Annotated in this window: 24 protein-coding genes; 1 reads left to right on the top strand and 23 read right to left on the bottom strand. The window is 61.1% G+C overall.

Features of this window, described 5'->3' with window-relative positions; all coding sequences use genetic code 11:
- Positions 1 to 143: 143 nt before the first annotated feature.
- Entirely contained in the window at positions 144 to 1,076 is a 933-nt protein-coding gene (locus AB4O25_RS10400) for an IS110 family transposase (RefSeq protein ID WP_068931592.1), read from the top strand.
- A 20-nt stretch (positions 1,077 to 1,096) separates the two neighbouring features.
- Here AB4O25_RS10400 and AB4O25_RS10405 read toward each other — a convergent pair.
- The 23 genes from AB4O25_RS10405 to AB4O25_RS10515 all read right to left on the bottom strand — a co-directional run bounded on the left by AB4O25_RS10405 (position 1,097) and on the right by AB4O25_RS10515 (position 22,958).
- Positions 1,097 to 2,259, bottom strand: a protein-coding gene (locus tag AB4O25_RS10405; protein WP_139129458.1) for an IS3 family transposase whose coding sequence is annotated in 2 segments (ribosomal slippage) — positions 1,097 to 2,004 and positions 2,004 to 2,259 — 1,164 coding nt in all. Because the reading frame shifts where the segments join, the coding sequence is not laid out codon by codon here.
- A gap of 185 nt (positions 2,260 to 2,444) precedes the next feature.
- Entirely contained in the window at positions 2,445 to 2,654 is a 210-nt protein-coding gene (locus AB4O25_RS10410) for a cold-shock protein (protein WP_017527632.1), read from the bottom strand.
- Between the two features lie 398 nt (positions 2,655 to 3,052).
- Entirely contained in the window at positions 3,053 to 4,189 is a 1,137-nt protein-coding gene (gene flhB, locus AB4O25_RS10415; protein WP_017527631.1) for a flagellar biosynthesis protein FlhB, read from the bottom strand.
- Positions 4,190 to 4,192: 3 nt separating this feature from the next.
- The gene (gene fliR, locus AB4O25_RS10420) at positions 4,193 to 4,978 is read right to left on the bottom strand and encodes a flagellar biosynthetic protein FliR (protein ID WP_017527630.1); all 786 of its coding nucleotides are present in this window, start codon (positions 4,976 to 4,978) and stop codon (positions 4,193 to 4,195) included.
- A gap of 4 nt (positions 4,979 to 4,982) precedes the next feature.
- Positions 4,983 to 5,252, bottom strand: coding sequence for a flagellar biosynthesis protein FliQ (gene fliQ / locus AB4O25_RS10425; RefSeq protein WP_003175300.1), 270 nt, complete (start codon positions 5,250 to 5,252; stop codon positions 4,983 to 4,985).
- Positions 5,253 to 5,256: 4 nt separating this feature from the next.
- Positions 5,257 to 6,000: a flagellar type III secretion system pore protein FliP gene (gene fliP, locus AB4O25_RS10430; protein WP_017527629.1), complete on the bottom strand. Its 744-nt coding sequence runs from the start codon at positions 5,998 to 6,000 to the stop codon at positions 5,257 to 5,259.
- Positions 6,000 to 6,434: a flagellar biosynthetic protein FliO gene (fliO, locus tag AB4O25_RS10435; protein ID WP_017527628.1), complete on the bottom strand. Its 435-nt coding sequence runs from the start codon at positions 6,432 to 6,434 to the stop codon at positions 6,000 to 6,002. Before fliO ends, fliP begins: the two co-directional genes overlap by 1 nt.
- Position 6,435: 1 nt before the next feature.
- Entirely contained in the window at positions 6,436 to 6,903 is a 468-nt protein-coding gene (gene fliN / locus AB4O25_RS10440) for a flagellar motor switch protein FliN (RefSeq protein ID WP_017527627.1), read from the bottom strand.
- A 56-nt stretch (positions 6,904 to 6,959) separates the two neighbouring features.
- Positions 6,960 to 7,928 (bottom strand): flagellar motor switch protein FliM, encoded by a 969-nt coding sequence (gene fliM, locus AB4O25_RS10445; RefSeq protein WP_017527626.1) that lies wholly within the window; start codon positions 7,926 to 7,928, stop codon positions 6,960 to 6,962.
- Positions 7,929 to 7,937: 9 nt separating this feature from the next.
- On the bottom strand, positions 7,938 to 8,438 hold the full coding sequence (gene fliL, locus AB4O25_RS10450; RefSeq protein WP_017527625.1) for a flagellar basal body-associated protein FliL: 501 nt from the start codon (positions 8,436 to 8,438) through the stop codon (positions 7,938 to 7,940).
- Positions 8,439 to 8,599: 161 nt separating this feature from the next.
- Positions 8,600 to 9,934, bottom strand: coding sequence for a flagellar hook-length control protein FliK (locus tag AB4O25_RS10455; RefSeq protein WP_065878066.1), 1,335 nt, complete (start codon positions 9,932 to 9,934; stop codon positions 8,600 to 8,602).
- Between the two features lie 87 nt (positions 9,935 to 10,021).
- Complete coding sequence (locus AB4O25_RS10460) at positions 10,022 to 10,369, bottom strand: Hpt domain-containing protein (protein ID WP_017527623.1); 348 nt, start codon at positions 10,367 to 10,369, stop codon at positions 10,022 to 10,024.
- Between the two features lie 30 nt (positions 10,370 to 10,399).
- Positions 10,400 to 12,118, bottom strand: a complete 1,719-nt coding sequence (locus tag AB4O25_RS10465; protein WP_460063361.1) for an ATP-binding SpoIIE family protein phosphatase — start codon at positions 12,116 to 12,118, stop codon at positions 10,400 to 10,402.
- Positions 12,115 to 12,420: an STAS domain-containing protein gene (locus tag AB4O25_RS10470; RefSeq protein ID WP_017527621.1), complete on the bottom strand. Its 306-nt coding sequence runs from the start codon at positions 12,418 to 12,420 to the stop codon at positions 12,115 to 12,117. Before AB4O25_RS10470 ends, AB4O25_RS10465 begins: the two co-directional genes overlap by 4 nt.
- 115 nt (positions 12,421 to 12,535) lie before the next feature.
- A complete protein-coding gene (gene fliJ / locus AB4O25_RS10475; RefSeq protein ID WP_017527620.1) occupies positions 12,536 to 12,985 on the bottom strand; it encodes a flagellar export protein FliJ in 450 nt (149 codons plus the stop codon).
- Positions 12,986 to 12,988: 3 nt separating this feature from the next.
- The gene (fliI, locus tag AB4O25_RS10480) at positions 12,989 to 14,347 is read right to left on the bottom strand and encodes a flagellar protein export ATPase FliI (protein WP_017527619.1); all 1,359 of its coding nucleotides are present in this window, start codon (positions 14,345 to 14,347) and stop codon (positions 12,989 to 12,991) included.
- Positions 14,337 to 15,101: a flagellar assembly protein FliH gene (fliH, locus tag AB4O25_RS10485; RefSeq protein WP_065878070.1), complete on the bottom strand. Its 765-nt coding sequence runs from the start codon at positions 15,099 to 15,101 to the stop codon at positions 14,337 to 14,339. The genes fliI and fliH overlap by 11 nt, the downstream gene beginning before the upstream one ends.
- A gap of 10 nt (positions 15,102 to 15,111) precedes the next feature.
- Positions 15,112 to 16,128 carry a flagellar motor switch protein FliG gene (gene fliG / locus AB4O25_RS10490; protein WP_017527617.1) on the bottom strand — a complete coding sequence of 339 codons (1,017 nt, stop codon included), beginning with the start codon at positions 16,126 to 16,128 and terminating at the stop codon, positions 15,112 to 15,114.
- Positions 16,121 to 17,902 carry a flagellar basal-body MS-ring/collar protein FliF gene (fliF, locus tag AB4O25_RS10495; protein WP_017527616.1) on the bottom strand — a complete coding sequence of 594 codons (1,782 nt, stop codon included), beginning with the start codon at positions 17,900 to 17,902 and terminating at the stop codon, positions 16,121 to 16,123. Before fliF ends, fliG begins: the two co-directional genes overlap by 8 nt.
- Positions 17,903 to 17,918: 16 nt before the next feature.
- On the bottom strand, positions 17,919 to 18,248 hold the full coding sequence (gene fliE, locus AB4O25_RS10500; protein WP_015885194.1) for a flagellar hook-basal body complex protein FliE: 330 nt from the start codon (positions 18,246 to 18,248) through the stop codon (positions 17,919 to 17,921).
- Between the two features lie 529 nt (positions 18,249 to 18,777).
- The gene (locus AB4O25_RS10505) at positions 18,778 to 20,154 is read right to left on the bottom strand and encodes a sigma-54-dependent transcriptional regulator (RefSeq protein WP_017527615.1); all 1,377 of its coding nucleotides are present in this window, start codon (positions 20,152 to 20,154) and stop codon (positions 18,778 to 18,780) included.
- A gap of 6 nt (positions 20,155 to 20,160) precedes the next feature.
- Positions 20,161 to 21,372, bottom strand: coding sequence for a sensor histidine kinase (locus AB4O25_RS10510; RefSeq protein WP_068938087.1), 1,212 nt, complete (start codon positions 21,370 to 21,372; stop codon positions 20,161 to 20,163).
- 110 nt (positions 21,373 to 21,482) lie between these two features.
- The gene (locus AB4O25_RS10515; RefSeq protein ID WP_017527613.1) at positions 21,483 to 22,958 is read right to left on the bottom strand and encodes a sigma-54 dependent transcriptional regulator; all 1,476 of its coding nucleotides are present in this window, start codon (positions 22,956 to 22,958) and stop codon (positions 21,483 to 21,485) included.
- Positions 22,959 to 23,113 lie beyond the last annotated feature (155 nt).

Genomic DNA, 23,113 nt, shown 5'->3' on the forward strand with positions numbered 1-23,113 from the left:
TTAAAGCACGTGTGGGAGCCCATGCTGCCACTCACTTCTCCGCTCTGGACATGAGCCCGAACAGTTGAACGAGCCCACCTCGAACAGTTACAAGCGTGGGCCAAGCCAGAGCGCTCTCACTTTTAGTGTAAGAGGGTTTGGCTATGTTTTCCTATCCAGCAGGCATTGATGTTTCCAAGGACAGCCTTGAAGCTCGAGTTCATCAGGTTGACGTTGGGGTAAATTGCGCTAACGCCGAAGAAGATTTCCCTGGGTTGATTGGGTGGCTATTGCTTCACCAGGTCGGACGCGTGGTGTTGGAGGCTACTGGCGGTTATGAGCGCAAAGTCATGAAGGCGCTTCAGGCTGCGGGCCTTAATGTCATCTGCGTCAATCCCCGTCGGGCCAAGAGTTTTTCCAGGGCGATGGGGCAACACGCTAAAACCGACCCGATAGACGCAAAGTCTCTTGCGCAGTTCGCAGCGGTTCTCGACTCACCAAGCAGCCGAATCACCAGCCCGGAACATGACGAGTTGCGCGCGTTAGTCCAGCAGCGAGAGAACTTTGTTCAGCAGAGGGACGATGACAGAAGGCGCCTGAAAACAGCCTCCTGCGACGTAGTAAAACCGGCGTTGCAGAGCCATATCGACTACTTGAGCAAGGCTGTGAACGCGATAGAGCAGCTGATTCGCGAAACCGCCAACAGGCTAGACCGCGAAAAGGTCGAACGCCTGTGCTCAGTTAAGGGCATCGGGCTCATTACGGCGGCTAGCCTAATGGCATATCTGCCGGAGCTGGGCGAGATTGGCAGGCGTCCGATCACGGCGCTAGCGGGCCTCGCTCCGTATAACAACGACAGTGGGAAACACCAAGGTGCGCGTCACATTAGCGGCGGGAGGTTTTCCGTGCGTCGCTCGCTCTACATGGCCTGCTGGGTTGTCATCCGGGAACAGCCTGAATTCCAGGCCCGCTATAAAGCACTGCGCGACAAAGGCAAACGCGCAAAAGTTGCGCTAATCGCATGCATGCGTGTTTTGTTAGTCAGGCTGAACGCGATGCTGCGTTATAGAGCCGAATGGAAAGAACACGCTGCCTGAATCGGTAGCGATTGTAGTGGTCAACTAATCCCGGACACGACGTTAAGTTTTTCCTCGGCCCGCGCTGGGGCCAACCCATCGTTGAATTGATGAGGCCTAATCCAGTTGTAGCGATGCATCAAAAAATGGCTGATATCGCGCTGTGCTTCCTGCGCAGTTCGATAGCCCACGGTCGGTATCCATTCTGTTTTCAAGCTGCGAAATACGCGCTCCATCGGTGCGTTATCCCAGCAGTTTCCTCGTCGGCTCATGCTCTGGCGCATGCGGTATCGCCACAACCGCTGGCGAAAGAGTCGGCTTGCATATTGCGATCCCTGGTCCGAGTGGAATAGCAGATCCGAAGGCCTGCCACGCTGCTCGTAAGCCATATCCAGCGCTTTGATCACCAGCTCAGCGTCTGGCTTTTCCGACAGCGCCCAGCCCACGATCCGACGCGTACAAAGATCCAGGACGACAGCCAGGTAATGCCACTTTCCTTGCGCCCAAATGTAGGTGATATCGCCGCACCAGACTTGATTGGGCGCTGGCACGTCGAACTCGCGGTTCAATGTGTTCGGGATATCCAGTCTTTCTACTGTTGCTCGTTTGTAGGCATGGGAGCCAGGTTGTTTGCTGACTAAATCAAGCTCGCGCATCAAGCTACGCACTTTGAATCGACCGAGTTGCTCACCGTCTTCACGCATCAGCGACAAGATGCTGCGACTGCCCGCAGAGCTGCGACTTTGCGAGAACAGCTCACTGACGCGACTTCGCAATCGAAGCCGTTCAACATCGGGCGTGCGGCGCCGCAGGCGCTGGGCGTAGTAACACGAGCGCGTGACGTCAAACACCTTGCACAGCCAATCAACCGGCTCATGTGCACTCAACTGGTCAATCAGCGCGAACGCTCGTGATCTTCCGACATCAAGAGCGCGGTAGCCTTTTTTAGTATTGATTTCTCTCGCTCAAGCCGAGCAATCCGGGCTTCCAGCTCCTGAATTTTTTGCTGTTCCGGAGTCAGAGCCTTGCTCTGCGGGGTGATGCCTTTATGTTCTTTCTGAATCTGGTCAACCCAGCGGCGCAATGCCGACTCACCAATGCCGAGTGAACGGCTGGCTTCGATGTAGCTGTAGTTTTGTTTGAGCACGAGGTCGGCAGCCTCGCGTTTGAATTCAGGAGTAAAGGAGCGGCGTTGTTTGGTCATCTGACACCTCGATCTGGCGAGCATTCTCGCCTAAATGGGTGTCCGGTTTCATTAGACCACTACAGATATGTGGTTGAAGGTCACACGGCTTGAAGCTGTGGGAGCTTGGCTGTCTTAAAAAGCGATGCCAAAGTTAGGGTCATCAAGACAGTTGCTCCCACATTTGGATGTGTGTGCGTCCAGCGCTACCCCGCAACGGGTCGTACGTTCATAGCCTGAGGCCCTTTCTTTCCTTGCTCGCTCTCGAACTCAACCTTCTGATTTTCTTCGAGCGTCCTGAACCCTTCACCCTGGATCGCGGAAAAGTGAACAAAGAGATCAGCTCCACCCTCATCCTGAGTAATAAACCCAAAGCCCTTTTCCGCGTTGAACCACTTCACCGTACCCCTAGCCATTGTCGTTCTCCCTAATCGTGACTGAGCCGCGACTCAGATATCGGCGCTCGCATCAACACGCAACGCATAAATGCCATCGGGCCGATGAATCATTCGAAACGTCAGTTTTTTACCTGCATAAAGCACCGTCCCAGCCCAATCGTCCCGGCGAATCATCACGCCCTCTTCCCCGGAGCGCGGCACAACCCACCCCAACCCGGTCTCGGGGTCATACGATCCGACACGCCCTCTGTACCTATTCACCGCCACGCTCCCAGCCTCTCGTCTACGACCTGTGCGCCGTGCCTGCTGTAATGAAACCCGGGCGAGCGGCGGCTGGCTACTGTCAGAGTTGACAGGTAGACACCGATTGAGAAGAGGTGGTAGCGGCAACCGTTGAAGGCCAGGTGAGATGCGAATTAAGAGTCGCGGCGCAATTCCGGCGGAATCGGCAGGTCCTTGAGCGGGTCCGGGCGTTTGCCCGTGCCGGCGCGGTATTGGCGGATTTGATAGACATACGCCAACACCTGCGCCACGGCCAGGTACAACCCGGCAGGGATTTCCTGGTCGAGGTCGGTGGAGTAGAAGATCGAACGCGCCAGCTCCGGCGATTCCAACAGCAGGATGTCGTTGGCCACGGCGATTTCGCGGATTTTAAGGGCGGTGAAGTCACTGCCCTTGGCCAGCAGCATCGGCGCGCCGCCCTTCTCCGGGTCGTACTTGAGGGCCACCGCATAATGGGTCGGGTTGGTGATGACCACATCGGCGTCAGGCACTGCGGCCATCATCTTGCGCTGGGACATTTCGCGCTGCAGTTGGCGGATACGTTGCTTGACCTCGGGCCGGCCTTCCTGGTCCTTGTGCTCGTCACGCACTTCCTGCTTGGTCATCAGCAATTTCTTGTGGCTTTCCCACAGTTGGATCGGCGCATCCACCGCCGCAATGATGATCAAACCGGCCGACATCCACAGCGCGCTCCAGCCGACCACCTGCACGCTGTGGATGATCGCCGACTCCAGCGGCTCGTGGGCGATGCGCAGCAAATCGTCGACGTCGGACGACAACACCGACAGCGCCACGAACAGAATCAGGATGAATTTGGCCAACGCCTTGAGCAGTTCCACCAGCGCCTTGGCGGAAAACATGCGTTTGAGCCCGGCGGCCGGGTTCATGCGGCTGAATTTGGGCGCCATGCTGCCCGCCGCGAACAACCAGCCACCAAGGGCGACCGGGCCGATCAGCGCGGCCAGCAGCAAGGTAATCAGAATCGGCTGTACCGCCAGGATCGCGATTTTCCCCGAGTGCAGCAGGTATTGCCCCATGGAGTCCGGGTTGAGCAACACTTCACGGGGCAGGCTGAAGTTGTGCTTCATCAATTCCAGCAGGTCCAGCGCCAGACCACCGCCGTAGATCAGCAAGGCGCCGGCACCGGCCATCATGGTCGCAACGGTATTGAGTTCTTTGGAACGGGCAATCTCGCCTTTTTCCCGGGAGTCCTTTTTACGTTTCTCCGTGGGGTCTTCTGTCTTGTCCTGACCACTCTCGCTCTCGGCCATGGCTCAGCGCGCCCGTGCCAGGTCACGTAAGAACTGCAGGGCATCGGTCGCCAGCGGTTGATACTGATTGAGAATGTCGGCCATGCCGATCCAGAAAATCCACATGCCCAATACGAGGGTCAATGGGAAACCAATGGAGAAGATGTTCAGTTGCGGCGCGGCGCGGGTCATTACGCCGAACGCGATATTGACCACCAGCAGCGCAGTGATCGCCGGCAGTACCAACAACAGGGACGCGCCCAACACCCAGCCCAGGCGCCCCACCACTTCCCAGAAGTGATTGACCACCAGCCCCGAGCCCACCGGCAGGGTGGTGAAGCTTTCGGTCAGCACCTCGAACGCCACCAAGTGGCCGTTCATGGCCAGGAACAGCAAGGTCACCAGCATGGTCAGAAATTGCCCGATCACCGCCGCCGACACGCCGTTGGTGGGGTCGACCATGGACGCGAAACCCATGCCCATCTGGATCGAAATGATCTGCCCGGCAATCACGAACGCCTGAAAAAACAGCGACAGGGAAAACCCCAGCATGGCACCGATCAACACCTGCTCGGCGATCAGCAGCAACGCGCTCAGGTCCAGCGCATTGACCGGCGGCATCGGCGGCAACCCCGGCACGATCACCACGGTAATCGCCACCGCGAAATACAGGCGAATACGCCGTGGCACCAAGGTCGTGCCGAACACCGGCATAGCCATCAACATGGCCGTCACACGGAACAACGGCAGGATGAACGAAGCCACCCAGGTACTGATCTGGGTATCGGTCAACGCCAGCAGCGAGTTCATCGGATCAGCCGATCAACTGCGGAATACTGCCGTACAACTGCAGGATGTATTCCATGAAGGTCTGCACCAGCCACGGGCCGGCGACAATCAGCGTGACCAGCATCACCAGCAGGCGCGGCAAAAAGCTCAAGGTCTGTTCGTTGATCTGCGTCGCGGCCTGGAACATCGCCACCAGCAGGCCCACCAACAGGCTCGGTACCACCAGCACCGCGACCATCATGGTGGTCAGCCACAGCGCTTCACGGAACAGGTCAACGGCTACTTCTGGAGTCATCGCGCTATACCCCGCCGAAGCTGCCGGCCAAGGTGCCGATAATCAGCGCCCAGCCATCCACCAGCACAAACAGCATGATCTTGAACGGCAACGAAATGATCAGCGGCGAGAGCATCATCATCCCCATGGCCATCAGCACGCTCGCCACCACCAGGTCGATAATCAGGAACGGGATAAAAATCATGAAGCCGATCTGGAACGCCGTCTTGAGTTCCGAGGTCACGAATGCCGGCACCAGAATGGTCAGCGGCGCCTGGTCCGGGGTGGCGATATCGGTACGTTTGGATAGACGCATAAACAGCTCAAGGTCGCTGGAACGGGTCTGCGACAGCATAAAATCCTTAATCGGCCCCTGCGCCTTGTCGATTGCATCCTGGGCCGTCATTTTTTCCGCGAGGTACGGTTGCAGGGCTTGCTGGTTCACCTTGTCGAACACCGGCGCCATGATGAACATCGTCAAGAACAGCGCCATGCCGGTGAGGATCTGGTTCGATGGCGTCTGTTGCAGGCCCAGTGCCTGGCGCAGGATCGAGAACACAATGATGATCCGCGTGAAACTGGTCATCAGCATGACGAACGCCGGAATAAAACTCAGCGCGGTCATGATCAGCAGGATCTGCAGGCTGACCGAATATTCCTGGGCCCCGGCGGCGTTGGTACCCAGCGTAATGGCCGGGATCGACAACGGATCGGCGCCAAACGCCAACGGCGCAGCCAGCAACAGCATGAGCGTCAATAAAACGCGCATTACTTCTTATCCTTCTGATCCTTGCCCAGCAACTCCATGAGGCGCTGAGCGAATTCGGGCGTGGCGGGCTGGGATTGGGTGGTTTGTACCGGCGTCTTGAGCACGTGCAGCGGGGTGATGCGGCCAGGGGTGATGCCCAGCAGGATCTGCTCCTCGCCTACCTGCACCAGCACCAGCCGATCACGCGGACCAAGCGCACGCGAGCCGACCAGCTCAATCACCTGGGCGTTGCCCGGGCCGATGCTCTGCACGCGGCGCATCAGCCAGGCCAGCACGAAAATTACACCGACCACCAGCAGCAGGCCCAACACCAGTTGTGTCAATTGCCCTGCGACGCTGCCGGTAACCGGCGCGGCGACGGCCTGCACCACCGGCTCGGCGGCCCAGGCATCCAGTGGCAGCGCGACCAACAGTCCCACCATCAGCCGTTTCATATCAGCGCAACTTCTTGATGCGTTCACTTGGGCTGATCACGTCAGTCAGGCGGATGCCGAACTTCTCGTTGACCACCACCACTTCACCGTGGGCAATCAGGGTGCCGTTGACCAGTACGTCCAACGGCTCGCCGGCCAGGCGGTCCAACTCGATCACCGAACCCTGGTTGAGTTGCAGCAGGTTGCGGATGTTGATGTCGGTGCTGCCCACTTCCATGGAAATCGACACCGGAATGTCGAGAATCACGTCCAGGTTCGGACCGTCCAGGCTCACCGGCTCGTTGTTCTTGGGCACGCTGCCGAATTCTTCCATTTGCAGGCGGTTGCCGGCAGGCGCGGTGGCGGCGTCAGCGGCCAGCAGTGCGTCGATATCGTCCTGGCCAACTTCGCCGGTTTCTTCCAGGGCAGCCGCCCATTCGTCAGCCAGAGCCTGGTCTTCGGCGGAAGTGTTTTCGTGTTCGGTAGCCATTACATGTCCTCGGCGGAGCAAACATTCATAAATAGGGATGTTTCAAACGGGTGGCGTCAACGACGAGTGATCGACTCCACCACCTGCAGCGCCAGGTTGCCCTTGTGGGAACCAAGCTTGACCTTGAACGACGGCACGCCGTTGGCGCGCATGATCATTTCTTCCGGCAACTCGACGGGAATGATGTCCCCCGGTTGCATATGCAAAATATCTCGCAGGCGCAACTGGCGACGGGCCACGGTGGCGCTCAGCGGTACGTCGACGTCCAGCAGGTCTTCGCGCAGGGCCTTGACCCAACGCTCGTCCTGGTCGTCCAGGTCGGACTGGAAACCGGCGTCGAGCATCTCGCGCACCGGCTCGATCATCGAGTACGGCATGGTCACGTGCAGGTCGCCGCCGCCGCCATCGAGTTCGATGTGGAAGGTGGACACCACAATCGCTTCGCTGGGGCCGACGATGTTGGCCATGGCCGGGTTCACTTCCGAGTTGATGTACTCGAAATTGACTTCCATGATCGCCTGCCAGGCTTCCTTCAAATCGATGAAGGCTTGCTCCAGCACCATGCGCACCACGCGCAATTCGGTTGGGGTGAATTCGCGCCCTTCGATCTTGGCGTGACGGCCGTCACCGCCGAAGAAGTTATCCACCAGCTTGAACACCAGTTTGGCGTCGAGGATGAACAACGCGGTGCCGCGCAGCGGCTTGATCTTGACCAGGTTGAGGCTGGTGGGCACGTACAGCGAGTGCACGTACTCGCCGAACTTCATCACCTGCACGCCGCCCACCGCCACGTCCGCCGAACGGCGCAGCATGTTGAACATGCTGATGCGGGTATAACGGGCAAAACGCTCGTTGATCATCTCCAGGGTCGGCATGCGCCCACGGACGATACGATCCTGGCTGGTGAGGTCATAACTTTTGACGCTGCCGGGGTCGGCAACCATTTCGGTCTGTACCAGACCATCGTCCACACCATGCAGCAGCGCGTCGATTTCATCCTGGGACAGCAGGTCTTGCACGGCCATGTCGTGATCCTACTGCAATACGAAGTTAGTGAAGAGCGCCTGCTCGATCACGACTTTGCCGAGTTCCTTCTGGGCCACTTCCTGCACACTGGCAGTGACCTTCTGACGCAGCATTTCCTGGCCCACCGGAGTGGCCAGGGTGTCGAAGCTCTGGGCGGAGAACAGCATGACCAGGTTGTTGCGGATCACCGGCATGTGCACCTTGAGTGCGTCCAGGTCCGACTGGTTGCGCGCCAGCAAGGTAATGCTCACCTGCAAATAGCGTTGGCGACCGTTCTGGTTGAAGTTGGCGACAAAGGCCGGAAGCATCGGTTCGAAGATAGCCGGTTGCTTGGCGTTACTGGCGGTTTCGGCAACCGGCGCCGGTTTGCTTGCACTGCTGTGCATGATGTACCAGGTGCCACCCACCGAAGCGCCGATGGCCAGGAGCAGGCCCACGACTATCAACAGGATAAGCTTGAGCTTACCTTTGCCTGCGGGTGCTTTTGCTGCGTCGTCGCTCTTCGCCATGCCAATAATCCGTCACTATTCGGGGATTCATAGATCTACGCAAAGGCAAGAGCAAGTGTTATGCCAGAGTTGTCCGGCAAGTCGCAGACGAAAGCACACCCCAAAGCAAATGTGGGAGGGGGCAAGCCCCCTCCCACATTTTGTCCTACGCCAGGCTCAGGTCAGGCGTAGTAGTCCACGGCGCTGGAGCCGATCACGGTTGAGGTCAGGGGCGCCACGGCCTCAGCCACATCAATGGGGTTGCCGCCATCGCCATTATCACCACCGCGCCCGCCGCTGCCGCTCACACCACGGGTCTGGGCCTGCTGTTGTTGTTGCTCCTGGCCACGGGACTGGTCGGAAACGTTGACGTCCACCTGGCCCATGCCCTGCTGCGCGAACATTTCCCGCAGGCGGCCGGACTGGCTTTCCAGCGCTTCACGCACCACCGGGTGGGCGCTCATGAAGTTGACCTGGGCCTGTTGATCGGCGGTCATGTTGACTTTGATATCCAGGCGTCCGAGTTCGGCGGGCTGTAATTGGATCTCCGCCGATTTGAGGTTGGCGCTGGACAGGTACATCACACGGTTGACGATTTCGTCGGTCCAGCCGCTCTGGTGCATGGCCAACGGTGCGTTGGCCACCGGCGGCAAGGCGTTGGCGGTTTTCGGCGTGGCCGCCTGGGTCAGTGCCGCCAGGCGATTGGCGAAGTCGTCGACACGGGTGTCGCTGCTGGCGCCCTTGAGGTCCTTGAGGCCCTCTTCGATCAGCCCGGTAAAAGCTTTGTCGCCGCCCTGGTCGGTGCTGTCCTTGGTGGCCTGCTGGTCGACCATGCCGGCCAGGCCGGCGGCGAAATTCTGCGCGGCGGTCGGCTGATCCTGGGCGGGCGGCGGCGCAGTCTTGGCCGAGGCCTGACTGCTGGCCGACACATGCCCGCCCTGCTCCATCGCCAGGCGCACGGCCGGCATCGCATCCAGCGGGTCGGCCGCGGGGTCGAAGGCGGGCTTGATCTCATCGGTGGCCGTGATCGGCGCGGCAACCTGCGCCTTGGGATCAGTCGGCGCAGCGGCGGGTGCCGGCGTCTCGACGGGAACCGGTACCGCCACCGGGGTGACGGTGGCTACCAACGCCGGATCGACCACCGGGTCAACCGCAGGCTGTTGCGCCAGGGTCGGGTCAACCGGCGCCGCCTCATCCGTACTGGCGCTGTCATCGGAGGTGGCCGCCGGCTTGGCAGGCAAGCTATTGCCGCTATCGGCAACCGCCGGTTTGCTGGCGGCAGGCTTGTCGCTGCCGGCTGCCGGTTTGGCGGCGGCATCGGCGGTCTTGTCGCGCATCGGCTTGGTCGGGGTATCGTCGCCCTTTACCGTCGGTTTCGAGCCTTGGCTGGCAAACACTTGAGCGAAGCCTGGGCCCTTGTCCCGTGGCTCCGCGGCTACCACCGGCGGGTTGGCGGCAGGTGCCTGGGGTTTGGCCGCGGCGGCAGTCTGAAGCAGCGAATTGGGAGCGACTGGCATAGGTAAAGGTCTCCACTGCATGGGGATCGGGGATGCAGTATCAGGAGGTAGAGCAAGAGTCGGGCCAGGTTCGCGATTAACCTGCCATCACAGCTGAAACCGTTGCCGCTCGCGCTCATACAAAGGCCGAACCAGGGCGAACTCAAGGTCAATCTCGTTCACCAGCTTCCCCAGGTCTATGTGGGCAGGTTCGGCCGACCCGTCTTCCAGTCGCCGGCAAAGATCGGCCAGCCGCACCGCCCCCAGGTTGCTGCTGCTGCCCTTGAAGCTATGCGCGATCCGCCCCAGCGCTTTGGCATCGTCACGCGCCTTGCGCAGCGCTTCGACGCGTTTCTGGGAGTCGTCAAGAAAGGTGTCGAGCAGCTTGGGATACTCACTTTCCATGACTTCCTGCAAACCCGACAACACCTGCGGGTCCAAATGAATCTCAGCCACTTGCTCGCTCCTTGATCAAGAATCGGCGGATTATGCCAGAGCCTCCCAGCAAAACTCTACGCAGACGCTGCGCCCACCGTCAGACCAGCCTACATCGCTGCTCAATTGGCGCACCAGGCTCAAGCCCCGGCCGGACAGGCGGTCCGTATCCAACGGTCGGGCCAGCACCTGCTCCACGTCGAACCCCGCGCCGCTGTCCTCCAGGCACAGGGTCATTTTGCCGCCCGTCGCGGTCGGCACCACGTGGATGCGCACCCGCACGTACCCATCGCTCAACTGCGCCAGGCGGTCATTGCGCTGGCGGTAGTACTCGGCGAAACCCTCGGCATCGCGTTTGAGCCGCGAGTCCAGGCCAAGCACGCCATGCTCCAGGGCGTTGGAATACAACTCGGCCATCACGCTATAGAGCGCCCCGCTCTGCTCGCGCAGGCCATGGATCTCCAGCAACAGCTGCAGCAGATAAGGCAACGGGTTGTAGCGCTTGAGGGTGTCGGCCCTGAACTCGAAATCCACCGACCAATCCAGCGGGCACGACTGGCCGCTGTCGGCATACAGCGGCCCCGTCACGCGCACCGCCGGGCCGGGCTCCAGGGTGATTTCCACCATGCTTACGTCATCGCGCGCCTCACCACGAAACGCGGCCAGCGCCTGTTCGATATCTTCGAACAGGCGGTCCGGCTCGCGGTTGGCGGCGAACACCTGATGCAAACGCTGCGTGCCAAACAGTTGCTCATTGGCATCGGCCGTCTCCAGTACACCGTCGGAGAGCAGGAACACCCGGTCGCCAAGCGCCATCGGCCAGACTTCGGTGCGGTCATCGAACGCTTGCGGCGACAGCACCCCCAAGGGCAAATGCCGCGATTGCAGCGGCGTGCGCTTGCCGCTGGCCACTTCATGCACATAGCCGTCGGGCATGCCGCCGTTCCACACCTCGACCACGCGCCGCTGGGTGCTCAGGCACAGCAGCGTGGCGCAGCAGAACATGTCCACCGGCAGGATGCGTTTGAGCTTGGCGTTCATCTCCCGCAGGGTTTGCGCCAGGCCATAGCCTTTGGCGGTCATTCCATAGAACACTTCGGCCAGGGGCATGGCGCCCACCGCCGCCGGCAGGCCGTGCCCGGTGAAGTCGCCGAGCAGCACGTGCATATCGCCGGACGGCGTGTAGGCCGCCAGCAATAAATCACCGTTGAACAGCGCATAGGGCGATTGCAGATAGCGGATATTCGGCGCGGCGTTGATACAGCCCGAATGCGCGACCTTGTCGAACACCGCCTTGGCCACCCGCTGCTCGTGCAGCAGGTAATCATTGTGCTTGGCGATCAGGTCGCGCTGCTCCAGCACCGTGGCTTGCAGGCGGCGCAGGCGGTCCATGGCATTGATCTTGGCCGCCAGGATCAATGCGTTGTAGGGCTTGGGCAGGAAATCATCGCCACCCGCATCCAGGCATTCGGCGAGGTCGGCGCTTTCGCTCAGAGAGGTCAGAAAAATAATCGGGACCAGCGCTTCACCCGCCAACTGCTTGATCCATCGCGCGGCGATAAAACCGTCCATCACCGGCATCATGGCGTCCATCAGCACCAAGTGCGGACGCGCGCGGGCAAAGACTTCCACGGCTTCCTCGCCGTTGGTGGCGGTGAGCACGTGGTGACCCTGGCGCCGCACGATAGTCGACAGCAGCAACAGGTCGGCCGCGCTGTCTTCGGCGATCAGAATGCTCAGCGGCTCGGAGACTGGGGCCAGGACTCTCAATTGATATCGAACAGCTTGTCGAAGTTGGAGATGGCGAGGATCTTGCGCACGTCGGAGTGGGTGTTGATAACCCTGACTTCCGCGTCGTCACCGCCCGCGTGGTCGCGCAACAGCAGGAGCATGCCCAGGGCCGAGCTGTCCATGTAGGTGGTTTCTTTCAGGTCGACGATGTAAGTCTCGGGAACCTTGTAGAAACGCTCATATGAATCTCGAAACGCCCGGTGACTGCCGAAATCGAACCGGCCCTTGATTGCAATCGTCAACTTCTTCCCATCCAGGGATACTTCTGACTCGACTGACATATGACAGCTTCCTTGTCATTGAGATACACACAAGGTTTAGCAGGTGAACCGGAAGTGGGCAACACAACAAATCAAATGTGGGAGCAAGCCCCCCATTTTTTCCTGCCGGGCGTAGTTAGAACTGTTGTTGGCGCGGAAGGCGTTGTGATAATTCGTCGAGCAGTTTTTGCTCGCGCTTGTCTTCCAGCGCTCGCGCCTCGTCGATATAGCGCTGCACCAGCTTGCGCAGCCCCTCGACCCTGGCAAACGCCGCTTGCCAGCTTTCGCGGGCTTTATCGAGATTGTTCTGATGCCAGGCCAGGCTCTGGCGCTGCTGGGCGACCGCCGTTTCCAACTGGTTGAGAAAGCCCTGGTAGCCCATCAACCACTGGCCCGACACGCCCTTTGTGCCGCGTTCGATCCATTGCTGCTGGTACTCGCTGCGAAAGCGCTCCAGGTCGCCCAGCTTGCTTTCGGCCAGGCGTACCTGGCCTTGGAAGTAACCCAGGCGCTGAACCGCGGTTTTCTCGGCCTTTTCGGCCATCTCCACCACGGGAGCCAGGCGCGCGGCGCGGCTGTTGGCCATGGCTTAGCCGCCTGGCGCAGGGGCAAAAATGGACTGCAAATGCGCTTCGCTTTCACCCATGCTGATCTTGTCATTGAGGCCCTGGCGCAGGTAGGTCACCAACTGCGGCTGCAGGGCGATCGCCAGGTCGGTGTCGCGATCACCACCGGCCACGTAGGCACCGACGCTGATCAGGTCACGACTCTGTTGATAGCGCGACCACAGCTGCTTGAACTGCTGCGCGCGGGTCATATGCTCGGGCGTGACCACCGCCGGCATCACCCGGCTGATGGACGCTTCGATATCAATGGCCGGGTAGTGCCCTTCCTCCGCCAGGCGCCGCGACAGCACGATGTGGCCGTCGAGCACGCCCCGCGCCGAGTCGGCAATCGGGTCCTGCTGGTCGTCGCCTTCGGACAAAACGGTATAGAACGCGGTGATCGAACCGCCACCGGCCTCGGCGTTACCGGCACGCTCCACCAGCTTGGGCAGCTTGGCGAACACCGACGGCGGGTAGCCTTTGGTGGCGGGCGGCTCGCCGATGGCCAGGGCGATTTCCCGCTGGGCCTGGGCGAAACGCGTGAGCGAGTCCATCAGCAACAGGACGTTCTTGCCCTTGTCGCGAAAATATTCGGCAATGCGCGTGCAGTACATGGCAGCGCGCAAGCGCATCAGCGGCGCATCGTCCGCAGGCGAGGCGACCACCACCGAGCGCTTGAGGCCTTCTTCACCGAGGCTGTGCTCGATGAACTCCTTGACTTCCCTGCCCCGCTCGCCGATCAGCCCGACCACGATGATGTCGGCCTCGGTAAAGCGGGTCATCATGCCCAGCAACACCGACTTGCCCACGCCGGTACCGGCGAACAGGCCCAGACGCTGGCCACGGCCGACCGTCAATAAACCGTTGATGCTGCGAATACCCACGTCCAGCGGCACGCTGATGGGGTTACGGTTGAGGGGGTTGATGGTCGGCCCGTCCATCGGCACCCAATCTTCGGCCTTCATGCCGCCCTTGCCGTCCAGCGCGCGGCCGGCACCGTCGAGCACACGGCCGAGCATGCTCATGCCCATGGGCAGGCGGCCGGTATCGGCCAGTGGCACTACACGCGCACCGGGGGCGATGCCCGCCAGGCTGCCGACCGGCATCAGGAAAATCTTGTTGCCGGAGAAGCCCATCACTTCAGCCTCCACCTGCACCGGGTGGTAGCTGTCGTCGTTGATCACCATGCAGCGGCTGCCCATGGCGGCACGCAGGCCTTCGGCTTCGAGCGTCAGGCCGACCATGCGCAACAGACGCCCTTCGAGGATCGGCTGGCCGGGCAACTCGGTGGCCTCGACGTAGCCGCCCAGGCGCTTGGCGAAGCTGGTGCGATCAAGGCGCATCGGCGGCGTCCAGGTCCACGCTCAGGTCGGGTTCGGCCGGGTTCAGCGCTTGCTCGTGCTGTTGGTCCAACAGCTTGGCCATGATCTGACTGATGCGGGTTTCCACCGTGGCATCGATGCGGCTGTGTTCGGTCTCGACCCGGCATCCACCGGGCTGCAAGGCCGCATCTTCGACGATGCGCCAGGTTTCTTCATGGCGCTCGCGCAGGGCTTTGACCTGCTCGAAATCCTGCGGGTTGATGTACAAGCGCACATTGCCGACGCCCAGGGGCAGCAGCTTGAGGGCCTCGCGCATCACGCTTTCAATATGGCTGGAGTCCAGCACCAGTTCGCGCTGGATCACTTGGCGGGCGATGTGCTCCACCAGGCGCACCATGGCTTTTTCGATCTGCGAGTCCTGCTCGGCGATGGGCTCGAACAGCCCGCCCATCAAGCGCTCCAGGCTGCCCAGCTTGACGCTCAACGCCGCCTCGGCTTCCTGGCGCACTTTGAGGGTGGTGCTGCGAAAGCCGTCTTTCTCACCGGCGGCGAAGCCTTCGTTGTAGGCCTCCTGACGGATGCTTTCCAACTCTTCCAGGGTCAGTGGCTGGACTTCTTCCAGCGGCACTTCTTCCATTTCCACCGGCAGTTCGACCACCGGTTCCGGCTCGGGCTCCGGCACATGCGGGTCGAAACTGGGCAACGACCAGATGTCGAACCCACCGACATCCCGTGCGCGAATCAGATCGCTGGGCGCCTCATCTTTGTTCGACATGCGTGGCGCCTTAGATCATTTCTTCGCCGCCCTTCCCACCGAGAACGATTTCTCCGGCTTCGGCCATACGGCGGGCAATGGTGAGGATTTCTTTCTGCGCGGTTTCCACGTCGCTGACACGCACCGGCCCCTTGGCCTCGAGGTCGTCGCGCAGCAGCTCGGAAGCACGTTTGGACATGTTCTTGAAGATCTTCTCCTTGACGCCTTCGTCGGACCCCTTGAGGGCCAATACCAGCACGTCGGAGGACACTTCGCGCAGCAACGCCTGGATGCCACGGTCGTCGACATCGGAGAGGTTGTTGAACACGAACATCAGGTCTTCGATCTGGCCGGACAGGGTGTCGTCGATCTCGCGGATCGAGTCCATCAACTGGCCTTCGACCGAGCTGTCGAGGAAGTTCATGATGTCGGCCGCGCGCTTGATACCACCCAGGGTGGTGCGCGAGGCGTTCGAGTTGCCGGAGAACTGCTTTTCCAGAATCGTGTTCAATTCTTTCAAGGCCGCCGGCTGTACGGTGTTCAGCGATGACACGCGCAGGATGATGTCCAGGCGCACCTTATGGTCGAAGTGGCCGAGCACTTCACCGGCCTGGTCGGGGTCGAGGTACGCCACCACGATCGCCTGGATTTGCGGGTGCTCGTAGCGGATCACGTCGGCGACGGCGCGCGGCTCCATCCACTTGAGGCTGTCCAGGCCGCTGGTGTTGCCGCCCAGCAGGATGCGGTCGATCAGGCCGTTGGCTTTGTCTTCGCCCAGGGCCGAGGTGAGCATCTTGCGGATGTAGCTGTCGGAACCGACGCCCAGGCTGGTCTGGTCGCCGACGATCTCGACGAACTCGCTCATCACCTGTTCGACTTGCTCACGGTGCACATTGCGCATCTGCGCCATGGCCACGCCCACGCGCTGGACCTCTTTGGGGCCCATGTGGCGCAGCACTTGGGCGGCGTCGGTTTCACCCAGCGACAGCAGCAGTACTGCGGCTTTGTCGACCCGGGAGAGTTTGGCAACTGCGGCTCGATCACTCATCTGCGTTAATCCACTCTTTCACGACCTGGGCCACACGGCCCGGGTCTTCTGCCACCAGACTTTTGATTGCGTTCAACTGAGCGTCGTAACCTTCGCTCGGGCTTGGCAACAGAATGCTTTGCGGGCCGCCGAGGCTGACGCGGTCGTTGGCCAGTTCGCCGTCCAGGCCGCCCATGCCACCCAGCTCCACGTCGCCGCCACCAAAGGCCGCCAGTTGTTGTTTCTTGCCGTTGCCGGTGATGTTATTGAGCACCGGACGCAGCACGCCGAACACCAGCACCAGGATGAACAACACACCCAGCACTTGCTTGACGATGTCCCAGAACCACGGCTGCGAGTAGAACGCAGGCTCGGCGATGGTTTCGCCACGCTCGGCGGAGAACGGCATGTTGATCACGCTGACGCTGTCACCCCGGCTGGCATCAAAACCAACGGCGTCCTGCACCAGGCGTGTGAAGCGCGCCAATTCGTCGGCGCTCCACGGAGCGCGGGTGACCACGCCGTCAGCGGGGTTGACCTTGACCTGGTCATCGACCACCACCGACACCGACAGGCGATTGACGCGCCCTTGTTGTTGCTTGGTGTGGCTGATGGAGCGGTCGAGTTCGAAGTTCTTGGTGGACTGGTTCCGCTTGTCCGCCGGGTACGGGGCGAGCATCGGTTGGCCGGTGGCCGGGTCCATGATCTGCTGACCGTTGGCGTCCAACAGTGGCTGCCCAGGCTGGATCGCGCCCGCAGCGGCTGTGGCGCCGCCGGTGGTTTGCGGTGCCGAGGCCGGCGATGGTGGCTGGTTGCTCAGGGCCCCCGGCACACCTTGCGGGCCATTGCTGGCGGTACGTTGTTCGCTGGTGGACTGCTCACTGCGCAGGGCCGGCTGGTCTGGGTTGAACTGCTCGGAGGTCGACTCGACCGCGCTGAAGTCCACGTCGGCGGACACTTCAGCCTTGTAGCGGTCGTTGCCCAGCACCGGCTGCAAGATGTTATGCACACGCTGGGTGAGCATGCTTTCCATACGGCGGCTGTAGTCGAACTGCTTGCCGGCCATGGTCAATGCCGAGTTCTCGGCCTGGTCGGACAGCAGGTTGCCCTTCTGGTCGACCACGGTGATCTGAGACTTGCTCAGCTCGGGAACGCTGGTGGCCACCAGATTGATGATCGCCATGACCTGGCCAGGCTCCAGGGAGCGGCCGGAAAACAGCTCGACCAATACCGAAGCACTTGGCTTGCGTTCATCGCGCACAAACACCGAGCTTTTTGGAATGGCCAGGTGCACGCGGGCACCCTTGACGTTGTTCAAGCTGGAAATGGTGCGCGCCAACTCGCCTTCCAGGCCACGACGGTAGCGGGTGGCTTCCATGAACTGGCTGGTACCCAGGCCCTGGTCCTTGTCGAGGATCTCAAAACCGATGTTGCTGTCGGACGGGGTCACGCCGGCGGCGGCGAGCTTCATGCGCGCGCGGGCCACGTCATCGGCCTTGACCAGCAGCGCGCCGGAGTTGGGCTCCACGGTATAAGCGATGTCGGCGGCGGCCAGGGTTTCCATGATCTGCTTGGAATCCATGCCCGCCAGGCTGCCGTACAGCGGCCGGTAATCGGGTTGCTGCGACCACAACACCACGGCAAAACCAATCGCCACGCTGGCAGCCAGGCCGACCAACAGGCCCACCTGACGCAACATGGTCATTTCCGAGAGGTTTTCCAGGAACGACAGGCCAAACAGCGGCGGTTTGCCGTCTGCCTTGGCGGGGACGTTGTCGGAGACTGCTTCTGCCATGATTTAAATCTCGCCCTTAAACCGGCATCTGCATGATGTCTTGATAGGCCTGAACCAGCTTGTTGCGCACTTGGGTCAGGGCCTGGAAGGAGACGCTGGCCTTTTGCGAGGCAACCATCACATCGGTAAGGTCCACGCCACTTTTGCCGATCTCGAACGCATTGGCCAACTGGCTGGAGGCTTGCTGGGTATCACTGACTTTGTTGATCGCCTGGCCGAGCATGTCGGCAAAGCTGCTTTGGCCCAATTCCGGCGCTGGCGCGACGGATTTCGGTTGAGCCATGGCATCCATCTGCATGGAGCGCATATCCAACATCAACCGATTGAACTCAATACCCTGGCTCATGACCTTTCTCTCTCCGACAACCCGTATTTTTTTGACGCTACGCCGTACTTACCTGGGGAGGTAGCAACAAGGGTGCCAGATTCCTATCAGCTCGTAAGAAAAGGCGACAAAGCTTGTCCAAATTGTTACCGGCTATAGGCATGGGTATCTACACGACTGCAGGCTGTTGCTCTGGCTTTTGATCTTGATCTAAGGCGCCCCGTCAAACACGCTGGGCGAACGCAGGTTCGGGCACACCGAGCCTAAGCGAGGGGCCGAGTGTTGGGGCAAGAGCCCTTTGGTTACTTTTGGGGCTCTTTTCCAAAAGTGACCCGCTGTAAAAGCGGAACCAATAGCCGCCGTTACCGCAGAAACGGATATGTACTCGGTCAGATCCAAAAAATAGTCGCCTGACACGCCGCCATCGGGGGCAAGCCCCCTCCCACATTTTTAGTCGCGGGGCATCAGTTAGATAGTCGTCTGCGCCCGAACCGCCACAGGTTCAAACCCACGCCAACGTTGTGTAGAGACCAATGGCTATAGGGCGAAGTCAGGTGGCAAACAGATACGCCTCCACATCCATCCCGGCATCACGCATTTGCGCCAGCTTGTAGCGCAGGGTGCGCGGGCTGATACCCAGGCGTTCAGCCGCCTCTTTGCGGCGGCCGCGCTCGGCGCGCAGGGTGTCGATGATCATCTGGAACTCGCGACGGCGCAGGTCGTCGCCCAGGGCACCGGCAGACTCCGCCTCGGCAACCACCGGCGCGGCGGCCAACGTGGGCAGCGGCGCGGCGCCGCTGCCCATGGCCAGGCAAAAATCCTGGGGCTGGATCAGGCCGCCCTGCTGCAGGATCAACGCACGCTGGATGGCGTTGTCCAGTTCACGCACGTTGCCGGGCCATGGGTAACCGACCAGGCACGCCTGGGCCTCGGCCGACAGCCGTGCCTGGGCGTGCTTCATTTTTTTGACGTGGTTATTCAGCAGGCGCTCGGCCAGCGGGAGGATGTCCGCCGGACGCTCGCGCAGCGGGCGCCAGGCCAGCGGAAATACCGAGAGCCGGTAGAACAGGTCTTCACGGAAACGCCCCGCCGCCACTTCGCCGGCGAGGTCGCGGTTGGTCGTAGCGATCACCCGGATATCCAATTGGATCGGCTTGCGCGCGCCCACCCGCTCCACTTCGCGCTCCTGCAACACCCGCAGCAGCTTGGCTTGCAGGCCCAGGGGCATTTCCGAGATTTCATCGAGCAGCAGGGTGCCGCCGTCGGCCTGTTCGAACTTGCCCGCCTGGGACGCGATGGCACCGGTGAACGAGCCCTTTTCGTGACCGAACAACGTGGCTTCGAGCATGTTGTCGGGGATCGCCGCGCAGTTGATGGCGATAAACGGTTGCGTGGCGCGGGTCGATTGCTGGTGGATATACCGCGCCAGCACCTCTTTACCGGTACCCGACTCGCCGGAAATCAGCACCGTGGAATCACTGCGTGCGACACGGGCCGCCAGGTCGAGCAATTGCGCGCTGGCCGGCTCGAACGCAATCGGGCCTTCACCTTCGCCGGCCGCGACCACGCCCAGGGCATGCCGCGCCACCAGTTCGATCAGCGCCTTGGGCTCGAACGGCTTGACTAAATAATCCGCCGCGCCTTGGCGCATGGCGTCCACCGCCCGCTCCACGGCACCGTGGGCGGTCATCAGCAACACCGGCAGTTGCGGCTGGCGCGCGCGCAGCAGGCCCAGCAACTGATGGCCGTCCATGCCGGGCATATTCACGTCGCTGACCACCAGGCTGAAGGCCTCTTGTTCCACCGCTTCCAAGGCGTCCTCGGCGGAACCGACCGCACGGTAGTCATGGCCCGCCAGCAGCAGCGTGTCAGCCAATGCTTCACGCAGGGCGCGATCGTCTTCGACCAATAGAACCTTGATAGCCATTTCCTTTTACTCCGCGCTTGCCGCGCATGAAAACAGCGGCAAGGTCATCAATGCACAAGTGCCACGCCCGACACGGGAACGCAGTTGCAATTCTCCCTGATGGGCACGCGCCACGGCCTTGACCACGGTCAGGCCCAGCCCGGTGCCGTTGGTCTTGGTGGTAAAAAAGGGTTCGCCGAGGCGTCGCAACACGGTCGGCTCAATGCCGCTGCCGTTGTCGCTGATGCACAGGCGCAGGGTTTGCTCGCGGTGGTACAGGTGCACCTTGAGCCGCACGCCGGGGCCGCTGGCCTGGATGGCGTTTTCGATCAGGTTGAGCAGCGAGCCCACCAGGGTGTCGCGGTTGCACAGCAACTCACCAAGGTGGCTGTCGCATTGCCAGCGCACGTGGGCATCCTGGATATGCGTGGAGGCCGCCGCTTGCAGGGCCTGCATCAACTGGCCGGGGGTGACGCGGTCGGTCAGCGGCAATTCGCCACGGGCGAACACCAGCATATCGCGCACCTGATGCTCCAACTCGTGCAGGCGCTCTTTGAGGCGCCCGGCAAAACGTTGGTGGGTGGCGGCGGGCAACTGCTCGTCGGTCAAATGGCTGGCATAGATCAACGCCGCCGACAATGGCGTGCGGATCTGATGGGCCAACGAAGCAACCATGCGTCCCAACGACGACAAACGCTCGTGGCGCGCCAGTTGGTCTTGCAGGTGACGGGTTTCAGTCAGGTCATTGAGCAGCACCAACTGACCGGGCTCGGCATCCAGAGAACGCGTGGCGATAGACAGGCGGCGCCCGTCCTTGAGGGAGATTTCGTGGCCGTCGTCTTCACGCGGCGCAAAGCAGCGGGTGATGACATGACGCCACAGCTCGCCTTCCAGCGGCAGGCCGAGCAGGTCGCAGGCTGCCGGGTTGGCTTCGCGCACGCGGCCCTGGTCGTCGATGACGATGACGCCACCGGGCAACAAATCCAGCAGGTTTTGCAAACGGTTGGCCAGGCGCTCTTTCTCGGCCAGCTCTTCCATGCGCTGGGCGCTGACCACCGCCAGTTCGCCCTTGAGCTCGGATACTCGGGCTTCCAGCAGGCTGTAGGAATCGCTCAGTTGGCTCGACATCTGGCTGAACTGCGAGAACGCGTGCTCAAGCCCCTGCCGGGCCAGCGGTTCTACAGGCGGAACCAGCCCCTGGATGGCAGGGGCCGAAGGAAGTTGGGCGGCGTGGGGCATCATGCTCTCTCGCTTGGCTGACCGTCAGTTAAACGGAACGTTGCGAGGGCTGTAGCAATACCCGTGCCTAAAAAAAACCAGCTATAAATCAGTCAGTTGAAAAACAGGCGTCAATCATCCGCCTGTTCATCACCTTCGCGACGGCTCATACCGTACTTGCGCATCTTCTCCACCAGGGTGGTTCGGCGGATGCGCAAGCGCTCGGCGGCACGGGCGACGATGCCGTTGGCGTCGTCCAGGGCCTGTTGGATCAAGCCTTGTTCCAGGTTGCCGAGGTAGTCTTTGAGGTCCAGGCCTTCCGGCGGCAGCATGGCGGTGGACGCGAAGTCCGGCGCATGGCCGTTGATGGCCACTCGCTCTTCCATGTCGCTGCGCAGGCTGTCGACCATTTGCTCGTCTTCGTCGTCGACATAGCGGAATTTCTTCGGCAACTCGACCACGCCGATCACACCGTAGGGGTGCATGATCGCCATGCGCTCCACCAGGTTGGCCAGTTCACGGACGTTGCCCGGCCAGCCATGACGGCACAGGGACATGATCGCGGCGGAATTGAAGCGAATCGAGCCGCGTTTTTCGTGTTCCATGCGCGAGATCAATTCGTTCATCAGCAGCGGGATGTCTTCCACGCGCTCACGCAGCGGGGCCATCTCGATAGGGAAGACGTTGAGGCGGTAGTAAAGGTCTTCGCGGAAGCTGCCGACCTCGATCATGCTTTCGAGGTTCTTGTGGGTCGCGGCAATGATGCGCACGTCGACGCTCTGGGTCTTGTTGCTGCCCACGCGTTCGAACGTACGTTCCTGCAACACGCGCAGCAGCTTGACCTGCATCGGCAGCGGCATGTCGCCGATTTCGTCAAGGAACAGGGTGCCGCCGTTGGCCAGCTCGAAACGCCCGGCACGGCTGGTGATCGCCCCGGTAAAGGCGCCCTTCTCGTGGCCGAACAACTCACTTTCAAGCAACTCTGCCGGGATCGCCCCGCAGTTGACCGGCACAAACGGCCCGTCGCGACGCTTGGAATGGTAGTGCAGGTTGCGCGCGACCACTTCCTTGCCGGTGCCCGACTCGCCGAGGATCAGCACGCTGGCGTCGGTATCGGCCACTTGCTGCATCATCTGGCGCACGTGCTGGATGGCACGGCTGGTGCCGACCAGGCTGCGGAACAGGTTGGGTTCGCGGTGGCGACCGCGCTCGCGGGCCTGGTCGTACATCTCGCGATAGACCTGGGCACGGTGCAGGGAATCGAGCAATTTGCTGTAGCTGGGTGGCATTTCCAGGGTGGAAAGCACACGGCGGCGCTGGTCTTCCGGCAGCTCGACAGAAGAAATATCGCCGATCAGCAACACCGGAAGGAACTCATCCCAGGTAGACAGTGTCTTTAACAAGCCCAAAACAGCGCCAGGAGCATTTACCGTCCCGATCAGTACACAAATGACTTCACGGCTCGATGACAATGAGCTCGCAGCCTGCTGCCAATCATGGCTACCGCAGGGCAAATTTTCTTCGCCAAGAAAATTTAAAATCACCGCCAAGTCGCGGCGACGGACGCTATCGTCATCAATCAGCAGAATTTTGGTTTCACGCCACATGCAATAGCAACTTCCCTAGTAAAACTTCCTGCCCGGTGTAAGGGCAATCGAGACGGCTGTAGGACTTCGTACTCTATAGACGTCTGAACTCTGAAAACAGCACTAGTTAAGTCAAAAAAGCTGGCACGGTCAAATTTATGACGCGCCGGTTGGAT

The sequence above is a fragment of the Pseudomonas sp. S3_A03 genome, assembly GCF_054668275.1.

Bases quoted from the DNA above. Each gene is read 5' to 3' on its own strand.
- fliM (WP_017527626.1), bottom strand. From the start codon at position 7,928: ATGGCCGTGCAAGACCTGCTGTCCCAGGATGAAATCGACGCGCTGCTG.
- fliQ (WP_003175300.1), bottom strand. From the start codon at position 5,252: ATGACTCCAGAAGTAGCCGTTGACCTGTTCCGTGAAGCGCTGTGGCTG.
- flhB (WP_017527631.1), bottom strand. From the start codon at position 4,189: ATGGCCGAGAGCGAGAGTGGTCAGGACAAGACAGAAGACCCCACGGAG.
- AB4O25_RS10505 (WP_017527615.1), bottom strand. From the start codon at position 20,154: ATGGCTATCAAGGTTCTATTGGTCGAAGACGATCGCGCCCTGCGTGAA.
- AB4O25_RS10515 (WP_017527613.1), bottom strand. From the start codon at position 22,958: ATGTGGCGTGAAACCAAAATTCTGCTGATTGATGACGATAGCGTCCGT.
- fliG (WP_017527617.1), bottom strand. From the start codon at position 16,128: ATGAGTGATCGAGCCGCAGTTGCCAAACTCTCCCGGGTCGACAAAGCC.
- fliO (WP_017527628.1), bottom strand. From the start codon at position 6,434: ATGAAACGGCTGATGGTGGGACTGTTGGTCGCGCTGCCACTGGATGCC.
- fliE (WP_015885194.1), bottom strand. From the start codon at position 18,248: ATGAGCCAGGGTATTGAGTTCAATCGGTTGATGTTGGATATGCGCTCC.
- fliP (WP_017527629.1), bottom strand. From the start codon at position 6,000: ATGCGCGTTTTATTGACGCTCATGCTGTTGCTGGCTGCGCCGTTGGCG.
- AB4O25_RS10470 (WP_017527621.1), bottom strand. From the start codon at position 12,420: ATGTCAGTCGAGTCAGAAGTATCCCTGGATGGGAAGAAGTTGACGATT.
- AB4O25_RS10400 (WP_068931592.1), top strand. From the start codon at position 144: ATGTTTTCCTATCCAGCAGGCATTGATGTTTCCAAGGACAGCCTTGAA.
- AB4O25_RS10410 (WP_017527632.1), bottom strand. From the start codon at position 2,654: ATGGCTAGGGGTACGGTGAAGTGGTTCAACGCGGAAAAGGGCTTTGGG.
- fliJ (WP_017527620.1), bottom strand. From the start codon at position 12,985: ATGGCCAACAGCCGCGCCGCGCGCCTGGCTCCCGTGGTGGAGATGGCC.
- fliR (WP_017527630.1), bottom strand. From the start codon at position 4,978: ATGAACTCGCTGCTGGCGTTGACCGATACCCAGATCAGTACCTGGGTG.
- AB4O25_RS10455 (WP_065878066.1), bottom strand. From the start codon at position 9,934: ATGCCAGTCGCTCCCAATTCGCTGCTTCAGACTGCCGCCGCGGCCAAA.
- fliF (WP_017527616.1), bottom strand. From the start codon at position 17,902: ATGGCAGAAGCAGTCTCCGACAACGTCCCCGCCAAGGCAGACGGCAAA.
- AB4O25_RS10510 (WP_068938087.1), bottom strand. From the start codon at position 21,372: ATGCCCCACGCCGCCCAACTTCCTTCGGCCCCTGCCATCCAGGGGCTG.
- fliI (WP_017527619.1), bottom strand. From the start codon at position 14,347: ATGCGCCTTGATCGCACCAGCTTCGCCAAGCGCCTGGGCGGCTACGTC.
- fliL (WP_017527625.1), bottom strand. From the start codon at position 8,438: ATGGCGAAGAGCGACGACGCAGCAAAAGCACCCGCAGGCAAAGGTAAG.
- fliH (WP_065878070.1), bottom strand. From the start codon at position 15,101: ATGTCGAACAAAGATGAGGCGCCCAGCGATCTGATTCGCGCACGGGAT.
- fliN (WP_017527627.1), bottom strand. From the start codon at position 6,903: ATGGCTACCGAACACGAAAACACTTCCGCCGAAGACCAGGCTCTGGCT.